Genomic DNA, 12,437 nt, shown 5'->3' on the forward strand with positions numbered 1-12,437 from the left:
AAATAGAGAAGATTAATGATTAAACATTTATCACTTTTGATACTAATTAGTTTTGTTTTGGTAGGATGTCATAACGATAAACAAATAACAGAAAAGTATCTAAGCGGAAATTGGGAATACCAATATAGCGACTATAAAATGACTTTATTCAATTTAGATGGCTCTATAGCAAGTACTAGCAACGAGATATATAATACAACACCTAAATTTTCATATTCAATTGATGATGGGGTATTCTATACAAACGTAGATAGGAAACGTGTTGCAAGTTCACTTGAGAAATTACATCATGATAAATATAAACAACCAAATGGCGCCGAATCAGAATTGTACGCTGAGTTTTCTTACATTTCCGAGAATGAATTTGAAAAAACTAACCAGTTAACGATATTGGTAAATGATAATGATATAGCTAATGCCACGATAAACTCAAAGATGAGATGTAAACGCATTGAATAACACTAATTGAACTAGTGAAAATTTTATCTATTTGTAACAAGTAACTGTTTTAAATGGTCTATATGCGCTTGAATTTTTCGTTTATCTTGATGAGGACTTGTTGGACTTTCATCCTTCGCTTCGATTTGTAGCTCCGGCTGTTCACTACTTTTTTGTTCTGTCCGCAACTCATTAAGCTCGCCTTTGATCGCTTTTTGAGTAATACCAAACAAGTAAGCAGCGGGGTTGTTGATTTTTTGCAGAGTGCAGCGTCCATCCCATTCATTAAGTACTTGCTGCTGTACTTCCGTTGATAATTGCGACATTACTTTTAATATTCCAGTCCGCTGTGTTGTACTCAATTTATAAAACCGATCAGGTAGATAGGGTGGTAGTAGTATTTTATTTTTATTACTACTAATAGCAGACTTCGGATTCCGAATATCCTTAGTTTTCAGGCTTTGCGTACCTGTTTCGGATTCCGAAATTTGTTTTCTCTGATTCCGAAGTAAGTCCATTGTACTTCCTTCGGATTTGTGAACTGTGGATAACTTTTCTAGATCATTTTGTTCGATGGTTCGATTTAATAGTAGGTCTAAGCGTGACGGTAGCTGTTTAGTACTTAAATAAGCATCGTTTGCCACATCGTCTAATACCTCAGCCGCTACTAACTGGATCGCTTTACTGGCATGATTCATTGAGTCACACACCAAAGTTAAGTAATCCTCATCTAAACTCAATGCCTCAAAAGGCGTTAACGGAGAGTCATGTAAAACATAAAGGTTGCTTTGTTTTGTCCCATCTTTAGCGCGCCGTTTAATGACACTAAGCCAACGTGTGAGCCTCAAAATACTCAACGCACGAGCAACCGTTTCGGTTGACGCTTTTTCAGTACAAGGCATGGAAGTTAAAAACTGCTGTAGGTACTCATAAGTTGGGACATTGGTAGTACCATTGCTATCTAAACATAATCGAATAATTTGCCAGGCATTACGCTCAAGAGGGGTTAAGCGTTTATCAAAAAAAAGCGCCCTCGGGACGCTTTCATGTCGATTGCCACTGTAGATAAATCCATCTTGTCTTTGATGCTTATCACTGTAGGTCATGGCATTTCAATCCACTTTTCCATCGCTTGCCAGATCATTGCCATTTGTATACCATGTTTTTTTGACAAGATCATGCAAACTTTAGCCATATCGAGTGCATCATGTTTATCAAGTTGATATTGTTGAATTTTAGCTTGCCACTCACGCCAAAGCAGGTGGTCTTGTTCTTCAGTAATTTCTTGCCAACGTCCTTGCTTTTTATCGATACCTTTTACACGCTTACGCAGAGCGACTTCACGAGGATCTAAACCAAATGCTTCGGCTAGCAGCTTACTACTAGCACCGTATTTGAGCATCAGATCGATCATTTGTATTTCTTTATCGCTGTCTTTAACACGGCTAAGTAAACGATGCATTACTTCAGCATTGACGCTCACTGTGGACCAACGTACCGAGCTATTAACCAGTACACTCAGCATTTCTGGATCTTGAAGAAGCGTTAAATCTTCTTCACTAAACCCCATGTCTAGCGCCCGACGCAGTTGTCCATTACGTAAATCAAATAATAGTTGTGCAATAATGGCTTGATTAATTGGATGACCAGACATTTTCTCATCCTCCATTATCATGAGTTAAATCAACATATTGTCGTATCAAGCGAAATACCCGTATTAATTTGATAAAACTGGTATCATCAAGCCGAACAACCTCTGTATTTCGGCTCTGTAAACCTGTCAGCAGACTTATTAGTTTGAGTAATGCTTCGTTTTCCATTGTCGGTGGTTGATTTAATAGCGCTTGTAATAAATCAATTAGTGTTTGCACCGACTTATTTTCTGAAAGTATTTTTGTACAATTAAAACCTAATCCCTTGTCTGTCAACACGATGAAAGACTCATCACTGATTGTATAAACAATTTCATTCAATAATTGTCCAATCTGTTGTCTTAATACGTCAATTTGATGGATTTCATCTTGATCGTTCAAGTTCTCAGAACTAGGAGAAATTACACCTGATTGCATAGGAATAGTTTGTATGATTATTTCGCTGCTATCGGGCTCAGAATGATGATTGTATTGATCGATTAGTTGTTGTATTTGTTCTAGTCTTGGTGTTGTGTTAGTGTCAATCCACGGAGGTTGACTGAAAGTCCCGTCTGTTTGTGGTGTATTGTCAATAAATTCATTATCATCATTGTGTAATATCGGTGCCTTTTGATTTTGGTTTTTATCACCAATATCTGTACCATCGACGGCTGTTCGTGTGACGGTATTCACTTTAGGCGTTAAAGGCCGTTTGGGGGCCGTAATAGCAAGTATCTGTGTTTCATCTAACTCAATATCTGAGTTATCAATGTTTATGGGTTCATTTGCAAAAAGACTGGCTTCATCAAAATCATCATCAGTGGTTGTTGATGGTGTTTCTAGTGAACGTTGTCTCGCCTGTTTCTCATTAAATTCCAATTCAATCAATTCATAACTACACTCAAAAATACTGGACATACGACCAATTAATTCATCTTGATATCGATTTAAATCCAGTGGTTGATCGTTGTATTGCGATAAAACTTCGATAAATAAGTTATCAAACGTATAGCTCTGTTCTGTTTCAACATTATTTATCTTATTCTGTTTATTCCAAGTGGCTTTAGCTATTTTTCGTAGGCGTAATACTTTTTCAATAAGACTTCGACTCATCCCATTATTGAGTTGTTGAGGGATCACGGGGAATAAATAATTTACGGTATCCATCATTTGGCTAATGGTAGGCTGGCTAATCGGATAACCATCGTGACTTAATTTCTGTGCCAGTTGTGATTGCGTGAAATCCATACCGATTTCTTTTTTATAAACATTTGCCGCTCCAACAACAGCGATAGCTCTATCGATATAAGTTAGTCTTCCATGCAATTCATCTTCTACAAGATGCCCCGTCAGTAATGTAACTTCGCCAGTCCACGGATGGAATAAGGTATTAATCCTAAAAAATGTTTCATTTTTAGTTTCCTGCCAAAGCTCCCACAAGATTTCAAGCCTTGTATTACCACCATTTCTAATCATGTATTGCTCGTCCCCAGGTCTACGGGTAACAGGGGGGGGAGCATCAAGTCCTCTTTCTTTAATCGACGCTTTAATCTCATCATATTTAGGATTACGGCTTTGACGTGGATTATGGTCGTAAGGTTTTATTTGTTCGAGCGTTAACAGCATCGGCGTAATAACGAGCGGGTCTGATAATTTTTCAACAATCGTGCCGGCTTTATTAAAATTGCTAGCCAATAATTGTTCTGCATTTTTATTTGTTATTCCAGACATTATTTCTCTCCTTTCACGCTAGTAGGAAATTGAATCAATTTCTCTGCTGTATATTGCTTTGTTTCTAATAAATAACTGGCACTGTAAATACTGGCATAGCCTTTTCGCTTGAGTTGAATATTTCCCTTGGGCGACAATTTCACATGCCAGCCTTCACTCAGCGCAAAACTAATAAAAGGATGAAGTTGCTTATTTTTTATAGCAGCTAGCTGTTTAGGTGTCATACTTCACCACCTTATCAGGCCTGCCGCGTAGACGTTCAAAGTGCAAAGAGTATTGTGGAAATAGTTCTTGCGCTAAAGTTCGCATAGAGTCGATAGCCGCAGATGCCACTCTACCAGCAGGTTTTTTATACTCTAATCGATGGGCGGGCTCCGCAAGTATGGGGGATCGTGTATAGGCTTCTATTGCCGGAATGTAAGTCTGAAGCAGACATAGGCTACTATCATGTTGAAATAACGTTTCTAACATCGTTTTAATTAACTTGGCATTGTTAGATACACTCGGTACTCGGTTAATCAATAGATTGATAACAGGAATACTGATGCCTAAATGTTGTAAAGGTTGTATATCCTCAATCAGTTGCAGTGTCCCACGCTTAAATTCACGCGCAGCCAAAACCTCGGGGGTAATGGGAGAGAGTAAATGGGTTGAAGCAACAATCGCCATTTCGAGTAAAATACTGCGTGCACCTTGGGTATCAATGATAACCACATCATAGTGAGGCTCGAAAATAGGCATTAAATTCTTAAGCCGAAAACGGCCATCGGGTGCATGAAGTAGTAGGGTATTTAATTGACCTTTGTCGTCATTGGAAAAAATAAGATGAAGATTATCTACTGTCGTGTGAGAAACTAAATGTTCTAGCCTGGTTTCATTGGTTGAGATCAGCTCATAAATACCAGATTTTGCTGTATGGCGTAATTTGTAATAACTCGACAGCGTAGGTTGTATATCTAAATCGATTAATAAAACACTAAGCCCTGCATCAGCCATAAAGCCACCAAGATTTGCTGCCACAGTCGTTTTTCCTACTCCACCTTTAGTCGAAATCACTGAGAGTACTTGCATACCATGTTCCTTATTGTATTTGAGGATTAAGGGTTAATTGACGTTCGCAAGTCGCTCAGCAATCCAATTATCAATTTCCGCTGAATTCCAACCAACAGAACGAACACCGATACGAATCGATGGCGGGAATTGATTATTTTTGATCAGTTCGTAGATGTGTGATTTTTTATAACCTGTGCGTCTTTCAACTTCGGGCATACGCAAGATAGTGGGATAAGTTTGTTCGTCATCATTAATCATGGTCAATACTCCCTGGTCAGTAATGGTACTTAGTCTCAGCGCAAAATAGTCCACATAAGTAGATACTTAAAGCCTAAATACAAAATAGTGGATGCTTTTTTATGATAAAGGTCGAAAACAAATCGTGCATTGCCGTTTTTGCATAGCTATGTATTAAATGCATGACTTTGCAAAAAATGCATAGCTATGCAAAAACGGCATCAATCGACTGTTTTTATAAGCGTTAATTTTCAATAGGTTATAAATTAATGTACAAGGATGACGATTATTTTGAGGAATAAGTTCTTTGCGTTTTTTACATACCAATGCAAAAAACACAAAGAACAGCAAGATCATGTAATTGAGAATATTACTTGTAACTCGATTAAACTGTATTTTTATAACATTCGTCTAACTACGGATAAAAAACGTATTAACTAGACTTTCCAAATTCTTGATTTGCTGATGACTGTATCGATTAGGCTGGTAGATAAGATAAGTATCAACCAATAAATCAGGTTCAATAGCTCGAGTGGCCACATGTTGGTTTTGCATATTGTCTAACATGCTTTGTGTCACTATACTTATCCCTAAGCCGGTCATCACCAGTGCTTGTAACACGCTATAGGATTTCACGAATAATGTTTCAAGTGGGCTAAAAGTAGCTGTATAGATCAACTCATGAAGCAAGGTATTTGGCTGGAATGAAATAAAGGGATAATTTTGTATATCATTAAATGTTATGTGTTGTAATGACATTAAAGGATGTTGTTTTGAAAGTAAGATGATTAGTCGCTCCTGCCATAATTTTTTAAAAATAAGTGAATCATAGCGATGACTTGCCATGTGTAGCGATAATGCAAAGTGATACCTCCCTTGAGTTAAACCAGATAAAATATCCTGATAAGCCGCCTCATGAACATGGAGATGTATATGTGGATATTTTTCATGGTATTGCCGTAATAGCTTAGCCACGCGGTATCCATCTATGTTGGGTGAAATAGCTAGCTCAATGGTGTAAGACTGCCCTTGTTGTGAAGCTTTAATTCGATGATTAATGCTGTCAATAAGACAAAAAATCTGATTAGTCTCTTGTAAAAGCAGACTTCCGTGCTCAGTTAATTTAAGCTGACGCAAATGTCGTTCAAATAAAATCACCCCCAATCGTGATTCTAATCCTTGTATCGCTCGACTTAGCGATGACTGATCCACATAAAGTTTAGCGGCTGCCTGCCCAAAATTAAGCTCTTGCGCAACTGTTCTAAAATACATCAGTTTTTTTAGATTCATATTTCTCACCTATAATTTTTACATATTTTTTCCTTTAACAAAAACATGATCTTGTCTTAAATAAACTAACATGTTATTCGGCCTATCAGCATGCAAGTTTCATCATTTTTATTGAGAAATATCGATTTAAAGTTCATAAACCGAACAGATGGTTATCAGATAATAAATAATTTTGGTTAAATTAACTTGAAGGATATATCATTTTTGATGAATGAAGCTTTACTTTTAAGTATTGAGATTTAATTTCGATAGATCTTAATAAATAAATCATTGTCAAAATTCGATTTTTACACTCTTTTATTAAATAAATTCTCAATACTAGTATATAACTTATCTTATACAGAGGAATTTATATGAGCATTAAACTCCCCATATACAACGGCACCGGCATTTTAGTGATGAAAAAACACACACCGGTTATTGATGCATTATTTGGGTTATACCTCTTAAAAAAAACACAAAATACAAAAATCACTTTAATATCGCCAAATATTCACAGTATACCTATCCTTCTTGGCATACAATCATCCGACGTTTACATAAGGTCATCAAAAAGAGCCGCCGCTTTGAACCACTTGATCCTGATACTGTAAATGAACGAGACTATTTAGATGATCTTATCTTGCGCATGGATTATGATGAAGCCTTTACTTTAGAACAAGTTTATCATCTGGCCAATGCTGTTGGTGAACTCAATGAAGAGGGAGAAGTCGAACTTTACCAACTCTTTCAAATTGCTTTGGCTTTTGATGATGGTCATCAACTACAAATACTAAATTTTAAAAGTTTGTGGTACTACAAAAATGCTATACCTGCGTATGAATCTGCTGATAATGTTTATGCCACTAAAGATGGGATATTTACTGTAGATATCAATGAGGCAAAAAAATATTCCAAGGCATTGTGTAAAGCATTAGCCAGTAATGACATTGAAACAGCTTCGAAGCATTTATGTGAATACATTTCAAAGAAACTCTATAAAATTTTTGAAGTAGATCTTAGAGAAAAGCTCATCAAGCAAGTGGCAAAAGACTTACCTCAACAATCATCAATGATTTTTGAGGCGTTAGATAATAACGAGATAGAACTATATTAGACTTAGTAATTAAAAATAAAATCAATACAAAATGGTAGATAGGAGTTGCAATCTATCATTTTTTATATTTGCTTTTAATGAAGCGAATGCTTGTGGATCACACTTCAGTAGTTATTCTTGCTACATTGTCACTATTTATGAAAAAATGATGAAGTCTTTATCCTCAAATTTATCCTTGGTTACCATAAATTCCTCGTACAAAATGTACGAAATAAAACAAATTGGATCAATTTGAACAACACCATGAATAATTAGCGTCTGTTAGATTAAATTCGAGCTACTACACTTAAAATATTCTTTTTAACGTACTTAATGTTTTTTGAACATTTGGGTAACTCAGCATTGAGAAATGATCTCCACCTCCAGAAAATATTTTAACATTACCATTTACCTGATTACACCATCTTTCTATATTTTTATCGGTAAGATCTGATGCTTTTTCTGATTTGATTAAATATACATCAGTAGCTAAATAACCATAATTGATTAGTTCATTATAAAAATATTTATAAGTTGAATGTCTTTTCATAATTTTATTATTTAGTACATCTGGATCTAACTTAGAATATTTTTTCAATTTTCTTATAAACCCAACATCAACCAGATAATTATAAAAACCATCATTAAACTCCTTTAATTCAATATGATCCATTATTATTTTTTTATCTCGAAGTGGAGCATCTAGAACTATCAGTTTATCAATTTTTATACTGACACTTTCTAATTTCTTAATAACTTCAAAAGCAATATTAGCTCCTGCTGAATATCCCATAATTGAAATTGATTTATTTTTTGAAAGTTTAAATATGGTATGACAATAAATATCAATTAGTTTTTCAGGAAAAATATCTTCATAAAAATCAAAACAATAAAAAGAATAATTTTCAACTCTTCCTATAATGTTTTCATAAACAATCCCCCAGCCAGATAATGGGGGGAATAGAAAAATTATATTTTTATTATCATCAAAATCTTTAGACTTTATTTCTAAATTTGAACTACTTAAGATAAAATCGAATTTATTAATTATGCACATATTCAATATGTTACCTTTATGATGAATTTTTTGTTTAAATTACTTTCATTTCTTTATTATATCTACCTCTTATCATTCCCCCTAAATAGTATCTAAAACATATCTGTTCATTACCTTCCCAAATTTCCTCATGCCCAGTAAATGACATTAAATCACCTAAAGTACAATTTTTGTAGGTATATGTGCCGTTTTGATAAAGAGTTGGACCTCTAATAGGTAGCTGATTATCTACCTCGTTCAATGCTAATCTTAAAAAGTTGAAAACCTTTTGTTTATTGTCATCATATAAGGAAAATATCCCGCCTCTATAGCTCATTCCCCACACAGGGATGCCTTTATACCTAACAATTTCCTGTCCCATATCAACAAACTCGCCGAAGTAACGATCTTCATAACTAAATTCATCTTCTTCATATAAATATTTTTTGGAAAAATCACTGGAGCGAATTTTTAATCTATCCCCTCCAGCATAACCATGCAACTTTGCTTTAAGGAGAAAAGATTTAAATTGATGTAAATATAGCTCGTTAATATCCATTGTTATTCACCTTCATTTTATTTACGATGTTCAATCACATTTCCTAATCGCAAGTGAAGTCCATATTTATCTAACAAACCTCGAATAAAATCGTCATTTATTTGGATCTTGTTTTTTTTCAAAGATAGATAGGTGCTTGCCAACGTTTTATCATATGAAACTATTTTTTGTTTTATATAAGGGCTTAAATTTATATGTTCTACATAAACAGATTTAGTACCTGTTTGTGCAACAAGTGAAATAAGAGATTCTAATTCAGAAGGATTTTGAAGAAGATGGGGTAATATTGGTCCAAGAAATGCATAAGTTCTAATATTATGACTATTCAGTTTATGTAATGCATCTAATCTGCTCGTTATAGATGGCGCTTTTATCTCTAGTGCTCGGCTTATACGATCCTGAGATGAAGTAATAGTAAAACCTACTTCAACATTTTTTAAACCTTGCAAAACATCTATATCCCTAAGCACTAAAGCTGACTTTGTGAGTATGCTTATCAAACCAGGGTAATTGGTATTTTTTAATATTTCAAGCATATTCCTCGTTAGTTGATATTTTTTTTCAAGAGGTAAATATGGATCTGTTACTGAGCTAAAAAATATTGTTGAGCTCGAATTTTTATCTAAAAATTTTTTTAATTGTTTATCAAATATCTCTACTGAGTTTTTTTTTATATAAACATAATTCCCCCAGTTTTCGACAGGCTCGCCAATGAATCTCCCCATAAAGCTTGCATAGCAATATAAACAGGAAAAACTACAACCAATATAGGGATTTACAACATAATCAGTGTCTGGTAATTTAGATTTTATAATAATATTTTTGCAGTCTATTTCATAATATTTCATAAAGCTATCCTTCTTTATACTTATTTGGTAGGGTTATATTATGAAAATATAACAATGTAATTTTTGATGCTATAATCGCCGCAATAATCAGCGCAAACCAAAATCCTTTCACCCCAAACTCACCATCGAAAGTCAAGAAATAACCACCACATAATCCTATTCCCCATAGGCAACTACCTAGAATAAGAGTTGGTATAAATGTTTTATTAAAACTTCGCAATACGCCACTAACTATTGTATAAATCGCATCAAAAAAATGATAACAAGCAACAAAGCCAATTAATAAGGATGCGACATCACATACAATTTGATCAGTTGTATAAAATGAAGCAATCTGTTTTCTTAGCAAAAAAAGCAATAAACTATATATAAAAGCAATTAAAACCCCTGATTTGATACATGAAAACCCTACTTTTTTTGCTAATTGATTTTCTTTTACCAAATAACTCCCCACAATTACTGAAGAGGCACTACCTATTGACAAAGGGATTAGATAAGAAATGTAAGACACATTCGCAGCGATTTGATGGCTAGCCATTGTAGTCAATCCCAAATTAGCAACCAATAGACCTATAATAGTAAAGGAGCTATAATCTACTAAGAAAGTGAGGCCAATTGGGCCTCCAGTTTTTAATAAAAAAAGTTGTGTCTTAGTTGAAATTTTGAACGAAATTGACAATGGGATTTTCTTTTTAAAAAAGATACAAATAGCTATTATAAGAACTAACCACGACGCACAAACGGTTCCTAATGCGCATCCATTAACTCCCATAGCTGGTATGGAATAGAATCCTAAAACAAAAAGATAAGTAAGTACACCTTTGATCGCAAGTCCGATAAAATTTGTAAACATAATTATTTTAGGCTTATAAATTCCTGAGGCATAGGCAAAAATAATTTTATAAATTAATAACGCAGGAACACCTATAATTAAAATTGTTAAATATTCATTGACTTTAAAAAATGACTGTTCATCTAGATGACTAATGTTAATCAGTGGCTCTGCGTTTAATAATATAAAACAAACAATAATCGAAAGTATTATTGCTAACCAGAATCCTTGCGCAGTTAAATTTTTTACATTTTCAAACCCTCCGTCACTATATTTTTGAGCGTACAGGGGGGGTAATATTAACAAAATTGCAGAAAATCCAATAAAAATAGTAAAAAAAACATTATCCCCAACGCCCACAATAGCAATGTCAAGAGAAGAGAAATGCCCAACAATTATCAAGTCAATAATGGAATAGCTTGTAACAGCCAATTGGCCTATAAATATAGGCCAAGCCTGATTTAATAGTAGCTTTGGTATATTCATCTTATTTTTGTTCATGGAATTAGTGTATGTCATATACTAGAGCCTTTGCTGGACATAAATCATGGCACATTGAGCAACCATCACAATTTTTATCAAAATTATACGGAATACTTTTAAACGAGTTACAAGTAACCATATTTTCACATATATTACATTTAACGCATTTATCCTCTAATAGTGTTGTTTTAACTTGTAAAGTTTCTCTACTTTTTATTTTACCAAAGTGTTCTGGATAATGTTCTAAACTGACTCCGATTAAATCAAGTAATGTATTATATTCATTTTTATCCAAAAATTTATTTAAACTTTCCTTTAACCCATTAATATGTTGAAATCCTTTTTTCATAATTACAGACGTCAAATGAATTGAATTAGCACCAAGCATCAGACATCTAATTATATCTTGCCATTTATCTAATCCACCACCAGCAGATAAAGATAAATTAGTCTTGGAACGTAAGATTTGTGTATAATTAAAGGTAAAAGGCAGTAAGGGCTCTCCTGCAACTACACTATTTGATGCTCCAGTTAACGAATCGTATAGATCTCCATCAAAAATGGGTCTTCCTTTGTTAGAAATATCAATGTATGGTTGGACATTTATAGAGTCAAGATAAATAAGTCCCCCTACATTACAATTAGTTATAATACCATCAATCAAATCATCATCCATTCTAATGTTTAATTTGGGAAATACAGGTATCTTAACTGATCGAGCTAATCGATTTATTATTTCTATCACTCTATAAATGTCCGCATTACACATTTTTTTTAAGTCTAAGTAAAAAAAATCTATTTGTATCCCATCCGCACCAGCTTTTTCAGCCTCTTTAAAAAGCGATAACCAGATATCAATACTATTTTCTTCAAAAAAATACGGATAAAAAAGAGATGCAATAATAGGTATATCACACTGACTTTTGGCGTTTTCTATCAACCTCATTCCATAATCCATTGGTAAAATTTCTTTTAAATAAGTAGATTTTAAATAATTTCCATATCCTCTAATCCATTTATACCTACGTATATCTGTTGGCTTTATTGATTCATTAGAGTTATGCGCACCAATTGATTTTGAAATGACCCCTCCAGCATTCTCCTCTTCAGCTCGTTTTATATCGTCGAGATACATAGATGCAGGGCCTGCACCTATTAAAAAAGGATTTTTTAGCTTAATGGGTCCTAATGAGGTTGATAATCTTTTATCCCACATATTATTCC

At 34.0% G+C, this 12,437-nt stretch carries 14 protein-coding genes; 2 read left to right on the forward strand and 12 right to left on the reverse strand.

Annotated elements, in window-relative coordinates; genetic code table 11:
- The first annotated feature begins 15 nt into the window (after positions 1 to 15).
- The gene (locus tag J3U14_RS08445) at positions 16 to 459 is read left to right on the forward strand and encodes a hypothetical protein (RefSeq protein ID WP_267352261.1); all 444 of its coding nucleotides are present in this window, start codon (positions 16 to 18) and stop codon (positions 457 to 459) included.
- 23 nt (positions 460 to 482) lie between these two features.
- On the opposite strand, the gene J3U14_RS08450 is transcribed toward J3U14_RS08445, so the two are convergent.
- The 7 genes from J3U14_RS08450 to J3U14_RS08480 form a co-directional block, all read right to left on the reverse strand.
- Positions 483 to 1,544, reverse strand: a complete 1,062-nt coding sequence (locus J3U14_RS08450; RefSeq protein WP_267352262.1) for an STY4528 family pathogenicity island replication protein — start codon at positions 1,542 to 1,544, stop codon at positions 483 to 485.
- Positions 1,541 to 2,092 (reverse strand): DUF2857 domain-containing protein, encoded by a 552-nt coding sequence (locus J3U14_RS08455; protein WP_181414236.1) that lies wholly within the window; start codon positions 2,090 to 2,092, stop codon positions 1,541 to 1,543. Before J3U14_RS08455 ends, J3U14_RS08450 begins: the two co-directional genes overlap by 4 nt.
- Before the next feature lie 4 nt (positions 2,093 to 2,096).
- Positions 2,097 to 3,800, reverse strand: a complete 1,704-nt coding sequence (locus J3U14_RS08460; protein ID WP_086271900.1) for a ParB family protein — start codon at positions 3,798 to 3,800, stop codon at positions 2,097 to 2,099.
- On the reverse strand, positions 3,800 to 4,024 hold the full coding sequence (locus tag J3U14_RS08465; RefSeq protein WP_086271899.1) for a hypothetical protein: 225 nt from the start codon (positions 4,022 to 4,024) through the stop codon (positions 3,800 to 3,802). The genes J3U14_RS08460 and J3U14_RS08465 overlap by 1 nt, the downstream gene beginning before the upstream one ends.
- Positions 4,014 to 4,871, reverse strand: coding sequence for a ParA family protein (locus tag J3U14_RS08470; protein WP_086271898.1), 858 nt, complete (start codon positions 4,869 to 4,871; stop codon positions 4,014 to 4,016). Before J3U14_RS08470 ends, J3U14_RS08465 begins: the two co-directional genes overlap by 11 nt.
- Positions 4,872 to 4,904: 33 nt before the next feature.
- Positions 4,905 to 5,111, reverse strand: a complete 207-nt coding sequence (locus J3U14_RS08475) for a helix-turn-helix transcriptional regulator (protein WP_025315263.1) — start codon at positions 5,109 to 5,111, stop codon at positions 4,905 to 4,907.
- A gap of 390 nt (positions 5,112 to 5,501) precedes the next feature.
- Complete coding sequence (locus tag J3U14_RS08480; protein ID WP_267352263.1) at positions 5,502 to 6,380, reverse strand: LysR family transcriptional regulator; 879 nt, start codon at positions 6,378 to 6,380, stop codon at positions 5,502 to 5,504.
- Between the two features lie 628 nt (positions 6,381 to 7,008).
- Here J3U14_RS08480 and J3U14_RS08485 point away from each other — a divergent pair.
- Entirely contained in the window at positions 7,009 to 7,476 is a 468-nt protein-coding gene (locus J3U14_RS08485) for a hypothetical protein (protein ID WP_025315265.1), read from the forward strand.
- Positions 7,477 to 7,762: 286 nt separating this feature from the next.
- On the opposite strand, the gene J3U14_RS08490 is transcribed toward J3U14_RS08485, so the two are convergent.
- The 5 genes from J3U14_RS08490 to J3U14_RS08510 are packed head-to-tail and all read right to left on the reverse strand — an operon-like array spanning position 7,763 to position 12,429.
- Positions 7,763 to 8,512 (reverse strand): thioesterase domain-containing protein, encoded by a 750-nt coding sequence (locus J3U14_RS08490; RefSeq protein WP_024496419.1) that lies wholly within the window; start codon positions 8,510 to 8,512, stop codon positions 7,763 to 7,765.
- Between the two features lie 34 nt (positions 8,513 to 8,546).
- Complete coding sequence (locus tag J3U14_RS08495) at positions 8,547 to 9,050, reverse strand: DUF5680 domain-containing protein (RefSeq protein ID WP_024496420.1); 504 nt, start codon at positions 9,048 to 9,050, stop codon at positions 8,547 to 8,549.
- A 17-nt stretch (positions 9,051 to 9,067) separates the two neighbouring features.
- On the reverse strand, positions 9,068 to 9,898 hold the full coding sequence (locus J3U14_RS08500) for an SPL family radical SAM protein (RefSeq protein ID WP_024496421.1): 831 nt from the start codon (positions 9,896 to 9,898) through the stop codon (positions 9,068 to 9,070).
- A 4-nt stretch (positions 9,899 to 9,902) separates the two neighbouring features.
- On the reverse strand, positions 9,903 to 11,249 hold the full coding sequence (locus J3U14_RS08505) for an MATE family efflux transporter (protein WP_024496422.1): 1,347 nt from the start codon (positions 11,247 to 11,249) through the stop codon (positions 9,903 to 9,905).
- Positions 11,236 to 12,429 carry a hypothetical protein gene (locus tag J3U14_RS08510; RefSeq protein WP_024496423.1) on the reverse strand — a complete coding sequence of 398 codons (1,194 nt, stop codon included), beginning with the start codon at positions 12,427 to 12,429 and terminating at the stop codon, positions 11,236 to 11,238. The genes J3U14_RS08505 and J3U14_RS08510 overlap by 14 nt, the downstream gene beginning before the upstream one ends.
- Positions 12,430 to 12,437: the final 8 nt, after the last annotated feature.

The organism is Gilliamella sp. B3801 (assembly GCF_026536645.1).
GTDB classification, from domain to species: domain Bacteria; phylum Pseudomonadota; class Gammaproteobacteria; order Enterobacterales; family Orbaceae; genus Gilliamella; species Gilliamella apicola_I.